Annotated in this window: 17 protein-coding genes and 1 pseudogene; 9 read left to right on the top strand and 9 right to left on the bottom strand. The window is 59.8% G+C overall.

Annotation, left to right across the window (positions count from 1 at the left end; genetic code table 11):
* Positions 1-193: 193 nt before the first annotated feature.
* Positions 194-2,206, top strand: coding sequence for an alkaline phosphatase family protein (locus HWX91_RS21090; protein WP_081833193.1), 2,013 nt, complete (start codon positions 194-196; stop codon positions 2,204-2,206).
* 277 nt (positions 2,207-2,483) lie between these two features.
* Here HWX91_RS21090 and HWX91_RS21085 read toward each other — a convergent pair whose 3' ends face one another.
* The 3 genes from HWX91_RS21085 to HWX91_RS21075 all read right to left on the bottom strand — a co-directional run bounded on the left by HWX91_RS21085 (position 2,484) and on the right by HWX91_RS21075 (position 4,958).
* The gene (locus HWX91_RS21085; RefSeq protein ID WP_028198728.1) at positions 2,484-3,143 is read right to left on the bottom strand and encodes a hypothetical protein; all 660 of its coding nucleotides are present in this window, start codon (positions 3,141-3,143) and stop codon (positions 2,484-2,486) included.
* A gap of 23 nt (positions 3,144-3,166) precedes the next feature.
* On the bottom strand, positions 3,167-3,856 hold the full coding sequence (locus HWX91_RS21080) for a hypothetical protein (RefSeq protein ID WP_052660799.1): 690 nt from the start codon (positions 3,854-3,856) through the stop codon (positions 3,167-3,169).
* A gap of 361 nt (positions 3,857-4,217) precedes the next feature.
* Positions 4,218-4,958, bottom strand: coding sequence for a response regulator (locus HWX91_RS21075; protein WP_028198727.1), 741 nt, complete (start codon positions 4,956-4,958; stop codon positions 4,218-4,220).
* 315 nt (positions 4,959-5,273) lie between these two features.
* On the opposite strand from HWX91_RS21075, the gene HWX91_RS21070 reads away from it, so the two are divergent.
* The 3 genes from HWX91_RS21070 to HWX91_RS21060 all read left to right on the top strand — a co-directional run bounded on the left by HWX91_RS21070 (position 5,274) and on the right by HWX91_RS21060 (position 6,848).
* Positions 5,274-5,864 carry a thioredoxin family protein gene (locus HWX91_RS21070; RefSeq protein ID WP_174459560.1) on the top strand — a complete coding sequence of 197 codons (591 nt, stop codon included), beginning with the start codon at positions 5,274-5,276 and terminating at the stop codon, positions 5,862-5,864.
* A gap of 209 nt (positions 5,865-6,073) precedes the next feature.
* Positions 6,074-6,310: a DUF4148 domain-containing protein gene (locus tag HWX91_RS21065; RefSeq protein WP_028198725.1), complete on the top strand. Its 237-nt coding sequence runs from the start codon at positions 6,074-6,076 to the stop codon at positions 6,308-6,310.
* Between the two features lie 121 nt (positions 6,311-6,431).
* Positions 6,432-6,848 (top strand): organic hydroperoxide resistance protein, encoded by a 417-nt coding sequence (locus tag HWX91_RS21060; protein ID WP_028198724.1) that lies wholly within the window; start codon positions 6,432-6,434, stop codon positions 6,846-6,848.
* Between the two features lie 28 nt (positions 6,849-6,876).
* Here the strand turns inward: HWX91_RS21060 and HWX91_RS21055 are convergent, their stop codons facing one another.
* From HWX91_RS21055 to HWX91_RS21045, 3 genes are all read right to left on the bottom strand, one after another.
* Positions 6,877-7,383 carry a MaoC family dehydratase gene (locus HWX91_RS21055; RefSeq protein WP_063778817.1) on the bottom strand — a complete coding sequence of 169 codons (507 nt, stop codon included), beginning with the start codon at positions 7,381-7,383 and terminating at the stop codon, positions 6,877-6,879.
* A gap of 74 nt (positions 7,384-7,457) precedes the next feature.
* On the bottom strand, positions 7,458-8,783 hold the full coding sequence (locus HWX91_RS21050; RefSeq protein WP_028198723.1) for an epoxide hydrolase family protein: 1,326 nt from the start codon (positions 8,781-8,783) through the stop codon (positions 7,458-7,460).
* A gap of 200 nt (positions 8,784-8,983) precedes the next feature.
* Positions 8,984-9,802, bottom strand: coding sequence for an enoyl-CoA hydratase/isomerase family protein (locus tag HWX91_RS21045; protein WP_042276147.1), 819 nt, complete (start codon positions 9,800-9,802; stop codon positions 8,984-8,986).
* 171 nt (positions 9,803-9,973) lie between these two features.
* On the opposite strand from HWX91_RS21045, the gene HWX91_RS21040 reads away from it, so the two are divergent.
* Complete coding sequence (locus HWX91_RS21040) at positions 9,974-10,915, top strand: LysR family transcriptional regulator (protein ID WP_028198721.1); 942 nt, start codon at positions 9,974-9,976, stop codon at positions 10,913-10,915.
* Positions 10,916-10,935: 20 nt separating this feature from the next.
* Here the strand turns inward: HWX91_RS21040 and HWX91_RS40845 are convergent.
* The 3 genes and pseudogenes from HWX91_RS40845 to HWX91_RS21030 form a co-directional block, all read right to left on the bottom strand.
* Positions 10,936-11,094, bottom strand: a pseudogene (locus tag HWX91_RS40845) (alpha/beta hydrolase); the annotation flags it as partial.
* Positions 11,085-11,258, bottom strand: a complete 174-nt coding sequence (locus HWX91_RS40840; RefSeq protein ID WP_244144111.1) for a hypothetical protein — start codon at positions 11,256-11,258, stop codon at positions 11,085-11,087. The gene HWX91_RS40840 and the pseudogene HWX91_RS40845, both read right to left, overlap by 10 nt.
* Before the next feature lie 63 nt (positions 11,259-11,321).
* Entirely contained in the window at positions 11,322-11,918 is a 597-nt protein-coding gene (locus tag HWX91_RS21030) for a DJ-1/PfpI family protein (RefSeq protein ID WP_028198720.1), read from the bottom strand.
* A 90-nt stretch (positions 11,919-12,008) separates the two neighbouring features.
* On the opposite strand from HWX91_RS21030, the gene HWX91_RS21025 reads away from it, so the two are divergent.
* The 4 genes from HWX91_RS21025 to HWX91_RS21010 all read left to right on the top strand — a co-directional run bounded on the left by HWX91_RS21025 (position 12,009) and on the right by HWX91_RS21010 (position 15,574).
* On the top strand, positions 12,009-13,340 hold the full coding sequence (locus HWX91_RS21025) for an aminotransferase-like domain-containing protein (protein WP_028198719.1): 1,332 nt from the start codon (positions 12,009-12,011) through the stop codon (positions 13,338-13,340).
* Between the two features lie 619 nt (positions 13,341-13,959).
* Entirely contained in the window at positions 13,960-14,598 is a 639-nt protein-coding gene (locus tag HWX91_RS21020; RefSeq protein ID WP_174459559.1) for a hypothetical protein, read from the top strand.
* A gap of 255 nt (positions 14,599-14,853) precedes the next feature.
* A complete protein-coding gene (locus HWX91_RS21015; RefSeq protein ID WP_081833191.1) occupies positions 14,854-15,291 on the top strand; it encodes a response regulator in 438 nt (145 codons plus the stop codon).
* A 115-nt stretch (positions 15,292-15,406) separates the two neighbouring features.
* Complete coding sequence (locus tag HWX91_RS21010; RefSeq protein WP_169741872.1) at positions 15,407-15,574, top strand: hypothetical protein; 168 nt, start codon at positions 15,407-15,409, stop codon at positions 15,572-15,574.
* Positions 15,575-16,305: the final 731 nt, after the last annotated feature.

The following is a 16,305-nucleotide window of genomic DNA, read 5'->3' as shown; positions in this document are numbered from 1 at the left end:
AATCGAAGGCCATTTGTCATCCACGTCACATGACTCGCGCGGTACGGACATCTTTCCAACTCCTGGTGGACACACAGCAAGCCTAACGTTACCTCCGTTGTAACGCGCGGTAATGAAAAACAGCATGCCGTAAGCGGCACATTGCGCTCGCTGCCACCCGGTGTGCCCTGTGTCAATCCCGTTGGAGAGATCCATGAAGCGTATTGCTACCATCCCACGAAAACCCTTCGTGCAAGCCATTCTGACGTGCAGCGCATCTGCACTGGCGCTCGGCACCGCACTCTACCCTGCCATTTCCGCCAGTCAACAGCCTGACGCGACCTCCATTCAAACGACCTCGCCGATCAAGCATGTGATCGTTGTCGTGGGCGAAAACCGTACCTTCGATCATGTGTTCGGCGCCTACACCCCGCGACGTGGGCAAACGGTATCGAATCTGCTCTCGAAAGGCATCATCACGCAGGACGGCAAACCCGGACCCAATTTCGCAGTAGCCGCACAGTACACCGCGAAAGCCGACAACCCTAATCGTTTCGATCTGAGCCCTTCCGGCAAGAAGCTCTATACGGTACTGCCGGCACCCAACACGGGCTTTGTGGCAACCGCCCCGAGCGACACCAGCCCCCCGCCCTTCGCAACCCTTGCAGCGGCGCAGGCGGCAGAAGGGACGACACTCCTGCCACAGGACGTCATGCATCTGACGACCGGCGCGTCGGGCTTGCCGCAGCAGGTACCGGATACACGCTTTGGCGCAAACACCTTCAACCTGCCGAACGGCCCCTACCAGATTTCGCGAGTGGGTCCGGACTACGATCAATACATGAATAGCCCGGTGCACCGCTTCTATCAGAACTGGCAGCAGTCTGACTGTAACGTCTCGCAGGCGACCTACGACAACCCCAGCGGCTGCCGAATGGACCTGTTCGCGTGGGTCGAAACATCGGTCGGCGCCGGCTCGAATGGCAAACCGAAGCCAGCCAACTTCACCGACCAGACGACAGGCGAAGGATCGACAGCACTCGGCTATTACAACGTGAATACCGGCGATATGCCCTATTTCACCGAACTCGCGCGTCAATACACGATCAGCGACAACTATCACCAACCGGTGATGGGCGGCACCGGTGCGAACAGCATCATGATCGGTACGGCTGATGCGCTCTACTACACCGATGGCAACGGCAACGCTGCGACTCCGCCCGCCAATCAGATCGAAAATCCTCATCCACTGGCAGGCACAGACAACTGGTACACGCAGGACGGTTACTCAGGGGGTACATACAGCAACTGTTCTGACCCGAAGCAGCCAGGGGTAGGCGCGATCCGCCATTACCTGGGCACGCTGCCCTATCACCCCGACGCGAACTGCGCGGCCAATACCTACTATCTGCTCAACAACTACAACCCAGGCTATAACGGCGACGGCAGCGTCAACACGAGCAGTCCCTTCACGATTCCGCCTTCGCCGGTCCGTACGATCGCGGATTCACTGCTGGCGAAAAACGTATCATGGAAGTATTACGGCGAAGGCTGGAAGACATTCGTCAGCAATCCGTCCACGAGCGTCTACTGCAACATCTGCAATCCGTTTCTCTACGAAACCGCAATCATGAGCAATCCGGCGCTAGTCGCTGCGCACCTGCAGGACACGACCGACCTCTATGCGGATATCACGGCCGGGACCTTGCCGGCCGTGTCGTTCGTGAAGCCGGGTGGTCTGCTGGACGGGCATCCTGAATCGTCGAAGTTCGGTCTGTACGAGGGTTTCGTGCATAAGCTTGTCGATGCGGTCCAGGCCAACCCGAGGCTGTGGGCGTCAACAGCGATCCTGATCACCACAGACGAAGGCGGCGGCTACTACGATTCGGGCTACATCCAGCCGGTAGATTTTTTCGGCGACGGTCCGCGCATTCCGCTGATCGTGGTGTCGCCGTATTCCCGCGGCGGACGTGTGGTACATGAATATGCGGATCATGCGTCGATCGTCAAGTTCATCGATCGCAACTGGTCCCTGTCTCCGATCACATCGCGCAGCCGCGACAATCTGCCGAATCCGGTACAGCTCCCGGGCAATCCGTACGTACCGACCAACTCCCCGGCTATCGGCGATCTCTTCGACTCGTTCCATTTCAATGGAAATCGCGGAGATAATCACGACGGCAACGGCGAGGGTAACAGCGGTGGTTTTGGCTGGTGGCCGTTCTGAATCGACTCAGATAAGTGGGCATATTCGGGAAGTTCCGCGACACGACGCGTGGGTGGCTGTGCCGCGGAAATCCATTTGGCTGCAGCGCTGTGCCGCCCTCGCGAGACATGAGCGCTTCGGAGTCGACGCTCATATGCAAACTATAGTAATGAGTCAACGGAGGTCGACCTTGAAAACCCGGTCGCCGCTACCTTGTCAGCGCTCCCGGACGACACGACGCAGGCACGCTCGAGGAAGACCCGACGTGATGTCGGGCGCCCCCTTCAAGCATCCATCCTTAATGCGCAGTCGTTGCCGACATATACTGCTCTCGCACTGCCAGGCCTCCATATGGCAAGTGAGATGCTGTGACCGTCGCAACGTAATCTGAATACGCATATTCCACCCTTGCGACCGCCACGGGTTTTTCCATGAGAGAAGTCAAGGTGGTATCCCCGGTCATTGCCGTCGGAACGCCAAGGGCTTGGCGCAGACTTTGCAGAGCGATCCGCCAGCTCTGCCTGGTCTCTGATTCAGTCATGTCCCGGCGGTAAAGATTGATCGCCATGAGAGTGCGGTCCGGTTTAAAGCTGAACCATATTTCGCTCACAGGCGGGCCGTTTGTGCGAAGCAGTTGCGCCGGTACGCCGCGACAGCGCAGATAGCGAAAACCACGTGAAATCTCGTCGCAGTGCACGTTGTCGCGGGTCATCTGTTCGGCCACCTCCGACTCGGTACTGCGATCGAGTTGCAGTCCGAGTGCCGGACGGTCCGGTGCCGCGATCGAGCCTCTTTGCCTGGAAATAGCGTTGTTCCTCATGGACAGGACGACGTTCGAGTCGACCGTATCGACTGGGCACGGGACGCCGAGTTTAGCCAGAAGCTGCCGCCCGTGCGACGTATGCAGCCAGCCAATCGCAGCGACGCTGACGCACGTCGCTGCAATGAAGCCAGCCATAACGCGCGTGCTTCGCGCCGCCGCTAGCTGGAGCATGATGTCGCAACCGTAGGAGGCAGATAAAGCGGGCCGCCGGGCGTAGCACTCGTGATGGTGCCACGCAGGTTGAACAGCGTCGGCACTGCACTATATTGAAACTTTGTGCCAACCGGGATGCCGGCGGAATTGGTCGAGGTGAGCGCGTAGGTTCCATTGGTCGTCGAGGTCAACGCGGCGAAGTCCGCGGCGGGTAGCTTGCTCTGGAACGTCGCGACCAGGTCCACCATGAACTGATCGAACACGCAGCCGGGCACGCCGACGTCGTTATGGGCAGTCGTCATGTCCTGACACATTTCCGGTTGGGCGTCGACATCACCGGTAACCTTGACCGGCCCGGGATAGGTGTACGGCCCTCCAAGGAGCGATTCGAACTGCAAAGTAAGACATGCTTCGAGCCGCGCGGGGGTGTCATGGGCCGCACTGCTTTTGCTGGTGTTGCCTGTTACCGCCGCAAAATACGGTGCCTCGACGGGATCTGCCAATAGACCGGTGACTGCCGCGTTCACGACGCCGGCCACGGCAGCCGGGGCGGCCGAGTCACCGCCGAGTGCCGACCAGATCGCCTTATTCTCGGGGTGCTGAACCACCGGTGGACTCACGTCATTGCCGCCGCCACAAGCAGTGAGCGTCACCAGCGCTGCCGCGGCCAACAGGATGCCAACGAACCGTTTCATGGATTATCTCCTCAGGAAGCCGTCGCGACGCCTTTTCCTCAAGTGCCACGATAAGCACCTCGGTGGGACGGCAAACGTTCTATACGTGGGCTGAGGCAGAACGGATGCAGCGTACGCATTTTCCTCAGCAAACGCGCGGATAGAAGGTGGTGGCGTCAGCTTCCATGACGCATGTCGGCCCTGCGATATCTGGCCGTGCAGCAATCCTGCGTGCCGGAGATGCGAACTGGCAATTCGAATGACCTGACAATAATGCTGCTTCGCAGCACTGACCGTTGCCGTCCTGCCGGCGATAAAAGCAACGTGACGTCGATGGTGACACTGGATATGCGCGAACTCGACCTTTAAAGATGATTCAGGCTCACGGACCGCTATCGATCATGGTCACGGCCGCCGAAAACACATAACCCTCACTGCGCAGTGTCTTGATGTAACGGGGTTCGCGCGCAGTGTCCTGCAGGCGTTGCCGCAAACGGCTGACCAGCAGATCGATCGAGCGGTCGATTGGATCGGCCTGGCGGCCCTGGGTCAGATTGAGCAATTGATCGCGCGTCAGCACCCGTTGGGGATGATCGAGAAATACCCGCAGCAGGCGATACTCCGCGCCGCTCAGCGCGGCCATCGTGCCCTCGGCGTCGAGCAGATGGCGCGCGGTGGTATCGAGCCGCCAGTCGCCGAAGCCGAGCATCTGCGCGGTTTCGGTCAACTGCATGCCGGGTGGCAGCATCCGCGCGCGGCGCAACACGGAGCGGATACGTGCCAGCAGTTCGCGCACCGCAAACGGCTTGGACAGGTAGTCGTCCGCGCCCATTTCCAGTCCGAGAATACGATCCGCTTCTTCGCTGCGGGCGGTCAGTATCAGTACCGGCACCGTGCGGAACTTGCTAGCACGCAGTTCGCGGCATAACACGAGACCGTCTTCTCCCGGCAGCATCAGGTCCAGCACGATCAGATCCGGCGCACCCTGTTCGAGCACCGCGCGCATCTGCCGGCCGTTGGCGGCCAGCGAAACGCGCATGCCGTTTTTCTCGAGATAGGTGGCGAGCAACTCGCGAATGCCACGATCGTCATCGACGATCAGCACGTGGTCTGGGTTTTCAATCAATGGATCAATCCTTTCGACGATTGACACGCACCCGGTTCGCGTTCACCAGCGAAAAATTGACCGGGTGTGCCTCGGTACCAACTTCGAATTTGACGGTTCCGCAATGGCAGGACCCGTGCAGCAGTTCGGTCTGCACATGGCCTCCGCCGTGGCGCCCGGCTGCTGTATAGCACCGCACTCGACGCTTTGTATCGCAATGTATCCGGATGTTCTCCTGACACAAAACATTGCAGCCAGTCGCCCTCCCCGACACAAGCCAGATACGAACGGGCGTTCCAATGCAGCCATGCTCACTACTCAAAGGACGCTGACATGCTCCTCCGACTCAGAATCACCCCTCGCATCGCGCTGTTCGCCGTAAGCGTGGCCGCTGGTGCCGCCGCCATCACCGCCACCCTCGGTGGAGGTCCCGCGGCCAGTGCCGCGGCCCGTCCCGCTACGAGCCAGTTCAACGCCGGCGCGGCCACTACCGCGCCGGAATTTACCGGCATTGATAAATGGCTCAATAGCGATCCCCTCACCTTGCGGCAGTTGCGCGGCAAGGTCGTACTCGTTGATTTCTGGACCTACACGTGCATTAACTGCATTCACGTACTCCCTTACGTGAAGACCTGGAACCAGAAGTACAAGGATCAGGGTCTGGTCGTGGTCGGTGTGCACACACCCGAGTATCCGTTCGAGCGCAACACCGACAACGTCGAGTCGGCGATCAAACGCTTCGGCATCACGTTCCCGGTGGCGCAGGACAACGACTACGCAACGTGGCGAGCGTACGACAATCAGTATTGGCCGGCGTTTTATCTGGTCGACAAGAATGGACGGCTGGCCTACACGCACTTCGGCGAAGGCGACTATGAGCAGACAGAGGCGAAGATCAAGGCATTGCTGGCGCAAAACCCGTGATTCGTATCTCAATGTATCCAGGCACCGAAAGAACACAGAACATTGCAATTGGGCCAGTTTCCAGACACAAGCCAGATACGTCAGCACGTTTTAATACATCAACGCCGGATGCAAGACATAAGCAACTTCGCCGATGACCGGTTGAACGGTTGCGGTTGATTCCAGATTCCAGCGCCTTCCTCTTAACTGATTAGTTCGTGGAGCACGATATGAAAACCTCAATGATCGCTTTGGCCTTCGCCACATTCGCAACAACTGGTTTCGCACACGCATCCGACGCACCGGCAGCAAGTGCAAACCCGGCGGGCGCCGCTCAAATTCAACAATGGAACCCGAGCGAGGCCGGCGCGATGCAAAAGACACGCGCAGAAGTTCGCAACGAGCTGCTGCAAGCCGAGCACGACGGCCAGCTCAGCTATCTTCGCAAGGTGTACCAAGGTAGCTGACCGTCTCAACCCGATGGAGGGTTGCATTCCTCGTTCATTAACATAAGCAATCCTGTTGATTAAAGACCACATGGTTCATCGCGAATGGACCTTGTGAAATGGAACACATTCGGATTACATCATGACTCAAATCGACCAACTACTGTACACGGCTAAAACTCATACAACGGGCGGACGGGACGGAGCGTCACGCAGTTCCGACGACCGTCTGGACATTAAGCTCTCGCCGCCCGGTAGCGCGGGCAAAGGCACCAATCCGGAGCAGTTGTTCGCTGCCGGATGGTCCGCGTGCTTTATCGGCGCAATCGGGCTTGCGGCCAGCGCAATGAAAGTCCGGCTCCCAGCGAATCTGGCGGTCGACGCCGAAGTCGATCTCGGCGTAACGGACGGTGCCTATTTCCTGCAGGCACGTCTGAATGTCAGCGTGCCGGGGCTGGACCGCGAAGTCGCCCAGGCGCTCGTGGATGCCGCGCATCGGACTTGCCCTTATTCCAAAGCCACGCGGGGCAACATCGACGTCCAGATCAGTCTGGTCTAACCGCCGCCGCGCGCCAACTGTGCTTTCGTTACCGTGCCTTTTTGTCCGTCTCGCTGAGGCTCTGGCCGCCTTTGGCCACATCTGCTTCGTGAGTTCGCGCGAAGACGACGAGGCGTGCAATAAGTCGCTGACACACGTCGCCGTGCTGGTTCCGTGTTTCGCTTTGCACGGTCACGATGCCACGGCCGGGCTTCGACCTGGACCGTTCGACAGTCAGGATGGTGCTGGTCACTCGCAGTATGTCGCCCGGCCGCGTGGGCCGCGGCCAGGCGATATCGCCGCCGGCCCCAATGATGCCTCCGGCCAACGGCAGGCTTTGCACCAGCAGCCTCATGGTGACGGCGGCCGTATGCCAGCCGCTTGCGGCTAGTCCTCCGAACAGAGTATCGCGTGCAGCGACGTCATCAAGGTGAAAGGGTTGCGGGTCGAATTCGCGGGCGAACGCCTGGATCTGTGCAGGCTCAAGCCTCGCCTCGGCACTTTCATACACAAGGCCTTCGGAGAGGTCTTCCAGATAGAGCTTCTGGGCTGTCATGCCAATGTTATCGGTCATCTCTCTGCTCCTATGTCGAGCCATGCGCTTTGCAGGCAGCTCTCGCAACTTCGAGGTCAGCGCAGCGTCCGGAAACTCACGCGGACTTCTTCCGCAAACGCCTGCGGCTGCTCCCACGCCGCAAAGTGGCCGCCTTTCGGCAACCGGTTGTAGTGAATCAGCTTCGGATACGCTTTCTCCGTCCAGCTCTGCGGCGCCGCGTAGATTTCGTCCGGAAATACGCTCACGGCAACGGGAATCGCAACGTGCTTCGGCGCGAAGAAGTTCAGCTTGTTCTCCCAATACAAACGTGCCGACGAAACGGCCGTATTCGTCACCCAGTAGAGCGTAACGTTGTCGAGCACGTCATCTCGCGTCAAACCCTCGCTTTGTCCGTTAAAAACGCGGGCAATCAACGCCTGACTCGCCGCATCATGGTCGAGCATCCATGCAGCGAGACCGATCGGGGAATCTTCGATCCCGTACAGTGTCTGCGGACGGTTCGCCATCTCCTGCGCATAGCCGAGACCATGCTTGTAGAAGTAGTCGAGCTGATCGAACGCGTGCCTCTCGTCCGGCGAAAGACCGGCCGGTGGCGGACTTGCATACTTCAGTTTAGTGGCAATATCATCCGGCACGGTAGCTGGCATGTTGGTATGAATGCCCAGCAGTTCCGGCGGTGCGATCAGCGCCATCTGTTCCGTCACCGCATTGCCCCAGTCGCCTCCTTGCGCGACGTAACGCGTATAGCCAAGGCGCTTCATCAGCACTGTCCACGCGCGAGCGATTCGCGCCGGATCCCAGCCTGTTCCGGTTGGCTTGCCCGAGAAGCCGTGTCCCGGCAGCGAAGGAATCACCACATCGAAAGCGTCCGATGCATTTCCACCATGGGCCGTTGGATTAGTCAGCGGATCGATGACCTTCAGCTGCTCGATGATCGAACCAGGCCATCCGTGCGTAATCAGGACGGGCAACGCATTCTGATGTTTCGAACGAACGTGGATGAAATGAATATCCAGCCCGTCGATCTCGGTCACGAATTGCGGCCACGCATTCAATCTCGCTTCGACCTCGCGCCAGTTGTAATCTGTCGACCAATATTGCGCAAGCTTTTGCATCGTCGCAAGCTGCACGCCTTGCGATGAATCCGTGACCGTCTCGCGTTCCGGCCAACGTGTCGACTTGATACGTCTGCGCAGATCGGCGAGTTGAGATTCCGGCACATGCACGCGGAGCGGACGAATCGAAGCATTGTCGCCGCCTCCCACAGTGGCAACTTCAGTAACGGATTGATTCGGCTCCGCAAAAGCGTAGCGGCTCAGTGACGCTGCAGCGAGCGACGCCGTTGCCACACCGAGAAAACGACGACGCGACGACGCATGGGCATTGATGATTTCTGACACAGAAACTCCACTATTACTTTCGTAGTCTTAATGAATAGAAAGACACACAATCTGCTAATCGACCGACCTCTGTATACCAACATGCCTTGAGCGCCAGATCGGTACCGCGCTTCGGCGGAAAGTGCGATGCCGTGATATCGGCGTCAACTTCCCCGGGGGAAACCCGCGTGCTGCTTCCGCTGGATGAATGCGCCCGATAACTAATCGTCGAGATCGCCAAGCAGTTGGCTCAGGTTCAGTTCCGCGTCGCGCGTCTGGAACCCGCGTGCCATGGCTGCTTCCATACGGCGTTGTGCCGGCTGAGACCGCACGTTTTCACCGAACAGATTCGAATCGCGACGAAACTCGTCGACGGGGGCCAACGCGATGGCATTGACGCGCTCCTTAACCATCGCGTGTCCGGCTGCCGGAAACCGCGAGATGCGTCGCGCGAGCGATGCCACAAAGTCGCCAAGCGACTCGGCCGGCAACGCCCGATTGATCCACCCATACCGTTCTGCTATATCAGCGTCATAATCCAACGCGCCCAGCATCACTTCAAGCGCACGACCGCGGCCCATCAAGCGCGTGATGAACTGGGTCGCGCCGCCGCCAGGGACTAGTCCGAACGCCGCTTCCATCTGACTAAACAGCGCCGATTCCCGCGCGGCAAAGCGCATATCGCACGCCAGCACAAATTCGCTGCCCGCGCCACGCACACGCCCTTCGATCTGTGCGATCGAGACAAGTCGGCTGGCACTCAAATGCCGGAACAGCAGCGCAATCGATGGCTCGCCGGTCAGCTTTGCGGCTTCGTCGCGATACTCCTTGACCTTCGTCACATCCACATGCGAGATGAAAAAGTCGGGGTCGGCACTGCTGAAAACGAGTACGTTCGTACCGTTGTCGGCCTCCGCGTCCTGAATCAGCGTAACCAGGTCGCGCACAAGCTCGGGACCGAGCAGATTCATGGGCGGCGCAAACATCTTCACGAACAGAACCGCTCCGTCGCGGTTCACTTCAAGCGTCTCGAACGTCATCGAGGGCTCCTGATGGGCAAGGCTGGTATCGGGTCTGGAAAAAATGTGGCCGAGCGCCTCACATCGGCGCATTGAGTACATGAGGCGCCCGGATAACTATGAATCTAGTCCTTCCTGGGTCACCTGAGTAGCCGGTAGAATTGAGAACTTCCCTTTCACAGGTGGAAGGCCATGGATCGTTTAGAGGCGATGGGCATCCTGCTAGCGGCGATAGACACGGGAAGCCTGTCCGCCGCAAGTCGAAAGCTTCGCATTCCTCTGGCAACAGTAAGCCGACGCGTGTCCGAGCTGGAGGCCCATCTGAATGTGCGATTGGTCGTGCGCGGCACGCGCAAGCTGACGTTGACGGAAGCCGGACGTGGTTATGTGGCGTCCTGCAGGCGTGTTCTGGAAGAACTCGCGGAGATCGAACGTACAACTTCTGGCGAGTACCATGCACCGCAGGGAGAACTGGTAATCAGCGTGCCGCCGGTACTAGGGCGGATCCACGTGCTGCCGGTGATCGTCGAATTTCTAGCTGCGTTTCCGCAAATTCGTATGCGCGTGCAATTGACAGACCGGCTCGTCAATTTGCTGGATGAGCGCGTCGATCTGGTACTGCGGCTTGGGGAGCAACCGAGCAGCAGTCTGATCACAACGCGTGTCGGGCTGCATCGGCAAGTGCTGTGCGCAAGCCCCGCCTATCTGAACGCGCATGGGATACCGCAGAAACCCGAAGACCTTGTATCGCACGACTGCGTGACATACGAGGAATATGCGATGGGCAGCAACTGGGAATTTCAGTCAAAAGGTCGGACACTAAAGATCGAAGTGCCGTCGCGCCTTGTGGTCAGCTCGGTGGAGGCTGCCGTTGTTGCCGCAGAGGAAGCGGCCGGCATTGCACGGGTCATGTCGTATCAGACCGATGGCGCCGTGAAATCAGGCAGTCTCGTGATGCTTCTGGAAGCCTTCGAACCGTTGCCGACTCCTATCAACCTCATGTACATGGCGCAACGGCAGATTCCGCTCAAGCTTAGGGCTTTTATCGATTTTGCCGTTCCACGACTGAGAGAGAGGCTCGGCCCCGCGAGTAACGCGGATCGGCCCCGGCGCGACAGCCGGACGGCGGATTGACTTCGTCCGTCTCGTGTACCTTATTCGGTCACAACCGCTTTGCTTGCCGCCGCGATGATCGCGTCCGCAACAGCCTTCGGATGACTGAGCATTGCGACGTGACTCGAGTCGACATGAATCGTCGTCGCGCCGATCTTCTTTGCCATTGCGTCCTCTGCACGCGGATCGATCATGCGATCGTGGTCACCCTATCCCAGCTCGATTCATCGGCCAAAGCACCGTGCACCAGGACGACGTTGGTCCCCTTCAGGTCCTGCGGCTGCGCAGCGTGTGCCGCGTGCACAGAGAACGCACCGCCAAGCAGAAGCGCGAACATGAGATATTTGTTCAGCAGACGGTACATGAGGACATCCTCCTGAATGTGTAAAGCGATGCCAGCCGTTGGCATCGCAGGTTCCCGCACGCCTTAGAGGAATGGCGAAATGTTCGCTATGGCGCGTGTTATGTAGGCCTCCTTCTCTCCCACTGGGGCAACGTGCTGAATGGCGTTGCGTGCAGCCTCTATCCCTTCCAGACGCGCAATGAACCACGCCGCCAGATACTGCGCCGCCAAACAGCCGCCGGCGGTCGCGACGTTGCGCTTCGCCGCAAACGGCTGGTCGAGCACCGCCACGCCCGCCTCTTCGACCCACGGTTTGGTGGTCAGGTCGGTGCAGGCCGGAACGCCATTCAGCAGGCCCAACTTCGCGAGTATCAGCGTGCCCGAGCATTGCGCGCCCAGAAGTTGACGCGCCGGGTCGAACCGCAACTGCGACATCAGCGCGGCATCCGCGGCAACCGCGCGTGTCTGTATTCCGCTGCCGACCAGGACCGCGTCGGCCTCGCAGGCGTCCTTTAGCGTCGCTTGCGCCTCCAGCACCACGCCGTTCATCGACCGCACTGTCGCGGTCGGGCTGGCGATCGCAACCTGCCAGCCGGGCTTCTTGACCCGGTTGAGGATATTTAGCGCGATCAGCGAGTCGAGTTCATTAAAGCCCTCAAAGGTCAGAATAGCGATGTGCATGACGTCCTCGTCCGCGTGGAGAAGTTGTGGTGAGCCATGTTAGAGCCGCGATTAGATACAATCAAATAATTGTCATGGATACACTTGGACATGGTTCAGCCGCGCTACAAGCAACTCGTCGACCGCCTTGCGGCGGAGATCCGTGCGGGCCGTCTGCGCCCCGGAACGCGTCTGCCAACGCATCGCGACCTTGCTGCTCGAGAAGGCCTCGCGCTGGTCACGGCCACGCGGGTGTATGCGGAGTTGCAGGAGATGGGTCTGGTGAGCGGCGAAACCGGCCGTGGCACATTCGTCAAGGAGGCGCTCCCTCGAGCCCAAGGCATCGACCTGAGTGCGTGGAACGCGGACACCGTAGACCTGAACTTCAACTATCCGTCGTCGCCCGGCCAGACCGATCTGCTTAGAGGGGCGCTGCGCCAACTCGCCGTAACGGGCGACCTCGAGTCTCTACTTCGATACCAGCCCCACGGTGGGCGCGAGCACGAGCGCGCGACGGCGGCGCGCCATCTGGCAACCCGGGGGCTGCCGGCTACGGTCGAAACGACATTGCTCGTGAGCGGCGCACAGCACGGGTTGACGACGGCCGCCCTGGCTCTCCTCGAGCCGGGCGACGTTGTGGCGGTGGATGCGCTGACTTACCCCGGATTCAAGCTCGCTGCAGAGACTAATCGACTGGAACTCGCATCGATCCCAGCCGCTGGGCGCGGCCCCGATCTGGATGCACTTGCGGCTCTGTGCAAGCAACGACGGGTCCGCGCCATCTACGTCATGCCGACGCTGCACAACCCACTTGGCTGGGTGATGAGCGCGACGCGACGCAGGGAGCTCGTCGCTGTCGCCCAGCGCCATGGACTGCTAATCATTGAGGATGGGGCCTACGCATTCCTGGCTGAAGATGCACCGCCGCCGTTGGCATCGCTTGCGCCTGAGACCACGGTCTACGTGTCGAGCCTGTCGAAGAGTGTCGCAACCGGCCTGCGCGTCGGTTTCGTCTGTGCACCGGCCGAATCGGTCCCAAAGATCGAACGGGCTATCCGGGCGACAACGTGGAACACCCCGGCGATCATGACGGCCATTGGCTGCGGCTGGATGGAGGACGGCACGGTGGCTCGACTCGAAGTGGAGAAGCGACGGGACGCGGCGACGCGCCAGTGCCTTGTCGCCGATATTCTCGGACGGGTGGAGCGGGTCAGCCATCCCAACTCCTATTTCGTGTGGCTTCCACTGGCGCAGGATGTTCGCGCGGACGAAGTTGCGATGGCGCTGTTGCGTGAGCGAGTGTCCGTATCGACAGCCCTGCCGTTCTCCACGTCGGCTCATGTACCTCATGCAATCCGGTTGGCAATCGGTTCCGTCGACCTCGTCACGCTCACGCGGTCTCTGCAAACGGTGGCCCGAGTGATCGCCGAACGGACCTACTGACCGACAGCCGCGCCAGAGCCTGCTGGGCACGTTTCTCAAGGCGGCTGCACCCTCCTTCATGGCGGCCTGCAAAGAGCGGTTTGCCCAGCCGCCTGAAAGCGATTTCGACGCGCACCGGCCGCGCACCGCATGCTCGCCAGGCGCCACAGCTTGCGGCCCGATATCACCACGGTCGTCCGGCGAATGATGCGGCGGATCCACCGGCACAAAAATTGCGCTGACCGAAAGGCTTTCTCGCCCGACTTGCAGGAGTGGCCTGCTGGTCGGCATATCGCCAACGACGATATCGATAAGGTCACGGAGGTTCTCAATGAACGATACAAGAGATCTAGCGGATTCGGCGCTAGTCACAAAGGATTCCGCGTTATTAGTCCGGCAGTACGACACTGCGGTTTCATGGGGGGCCGTGTTCGCCGGCGGCGTCGCTGCGGCCGCATTCTCACTCATCCTGTTGACGTTGGGTACCGGCCTCGGTCTGACGGCAATTTCTCCGTGGTCATCGGGACCGTCGAATGCGAAAGCATTCGGATTCGCCGCTGTTGTGTGGATATGTGTGACCTCAATTCTCACGTCTGGACTAGGGGGCTATCTGGCGGGACGGCTACGCAGCCGCTGGCTCTTGATCGACAACGACGAAGTCCACTTTCGCGACACCGCCCATGGTTTCCTGAGCTGGGCCGTGGCGACGCTCCTCACAGCGGCCGTACTGACATCGACTCTCTCAGGCGTTGCACGTGTCGCCGCCCAGACTACTGCGGCAGGCAGTCCCGTCACGACGCAGACGATGCAGCGCGGGAATGCGGAGGCCGCGACGAACACGTGGCCGCTGGGCTACTTTGTAGATTCTCTATACCGTATGCCCGCCGGGTCGCCTGGGGTGCCCCCCGGTTCCGCCTCCGGTGGCAGCGATATACGCAGCGACATGCGCAGCGACATACCGCGCGCGGAAACCGCGCGTATCTTCCTGAACAGCGCCGCGACAGGCGATCAATTGTCGCCAGAAGACACCGCGTATCTAAGCCAGCTTGTCTCCCAACGGACTGGCCTCACGCCAGCAGCAGCACAAGCACGCGTGGTAACAACATACACGCGCCTTTTGCAAAAATTGACTGCGCTTGATGCTGCAACGAAAAATGCCGCCGACAAGGCCCGCAAAGTCTCCATCGGCGCATCCCTCTGGCTCTTCGTCTCGCTTCTGCTAGGCGCGTTCTCCGCCAGTCTGATGGCGACTCATGGCGGCCGCGTGCGCCAACGCTGATTGCAAACTCAATTTTGACTACCCAAGGAGGCGGTTATGCGCTCAATTCTTCTTTACATGCTCGGTGTACCTATTCCAATCATCATTCTTATCGCGCTGTTCTGGCATTAACGAGCGATTTGCCCTCCGAACGCCTGACGTCTTCCGGCGTCCGGAGGGGCGTCGTGAGCGTTTCCTTGTCCCCAGTGCCGCGACCCAAACGAAGCGGATAGGCATGCCGGTTGCGAAAAAGGGGAATATCTCCTGATTCGCGATATGTCTACGATCCTTCTTGTTGACGACGACGTGCATTCGCTTTCCCTACTCCAGATTATTCTCGTAGGGCATGGTCACCGCGTGCTTCTCGCTCAAGGCGGTGAGGCCGCCCTTCACACGGCCGCGCAACGCCTTCCCGATCTGATCGTGACTGACTGGAATATGCCAGGCATGGATGGCATTGGCTTGTGCGAACATCTGAAAAGCTATCCCGCTCTTGCTCAGATTCCGGTAGTTATGACATCCGGCCGTGTTCCGCCACGGGAGAAGTCGGCACTATGGGATGCTTTTCTTTCCAAACCTCTCGATCTGGCCGCCTTGGAGCACGCCGTTGACTCGCTGCTCGTGAAGCGATTGTCGGGGCCTCAATCCCCTCTCAATGTGCCTGGTCCCGCGTTCTCCCGATGGCAACCCGTCTCCTCGAAACTGATGGTTTAGCGATCGGTGGTGTTCGAGACGCCGACGGAGTCAGGTGCGAATTTGCGCCGACGCCGCAGATCGCGGTACGGCAATTGCTCGCTACGGTGATGAAAACTGTTCAAGGAGGTACGCCGTGAGCCAGAAAAGTGACAAGCAGCCGGATGTCGAGCATCCGCAACCGGCGCAGCATAGCGACGATGCACGCAGCCGCATGCCCGAGCGCCGCGACGACGGGCACAAACAGCCTTCCGGAGACAAGCCCTCGAGGAAGGCTGAGGAAGGAGAACCGCCTGTGGGATAAGCCCTGCGACGGGGGCGCATGTGCGGCCGCAGAGACGCGGCGGATACGCCTCCGTTGGGTGACCTGATTGCTGCGCCTCGCGGCGAAGGCGCTATGAGCGCTGCACTCCCTCTGCCGCCTCGTCCTCGACTCGAACATATCGCTCGCAGGAATGAGGCGTTCCTTTCGCATACCAAAGTATCTTGAGAAACGGGCTAGCGGACGCAGTCCGCGGCTATTCACCGTCGCCGCATGACGCTGGACGTGCCTGATCCGAATATCCCGGTTTGAGCGCCCCCCTTACCCGATGCGCGCGCAGTGAACCTCGTCCCTACGCGAAAACTCCACATGTAATTCGCGGTTCGTCGAAACGCCGCTACGCCGACATTCGGGTCACACCTTGCGATCGACTACGCGTCTCGCGAGAGTCGCCCAGATATGAAAGGCATTCGCAAGCTCTCCCGATCATAGGTGTTCGCGGAGCATCTGCCCGTCAAGTTCGGAGGCAAAGGAACGGTTTGCGCGATGCAAACGTTGCAAATTACACCGTGTAGAAATCGTAATTTTGCAAAGACCAAGGTTCCTGGATTGGGCGGTGACCGTCTACAACGCGGCAAAGGCGTTGCCGAATCCATCAACCCCTTCCGGATGCTGCCGTTGCTCAGCGTGCCGGGATTGCGAGCCCGTGACGCGGTGGGCTTCACGTACCCTCTTTGATTATTTTTTTCGCGCTTGCCGATGTGCTATGCGTA

This window comes from Paraburkholderia fungorum (genome assembly GCF_902833645.1).
Lineage (GTDB): Bacteria > Pseudomonadota > Gammaproteobacteria > Burkholderiales > Burkholderiaceae > Paraburkholderia > Paraburkholderia fungorum.
The sequence above is the reverse complement of the archived record's forward strand: the minus strand, read 5'-3'. Positions and strand labels throughout refer to the sequence as shown.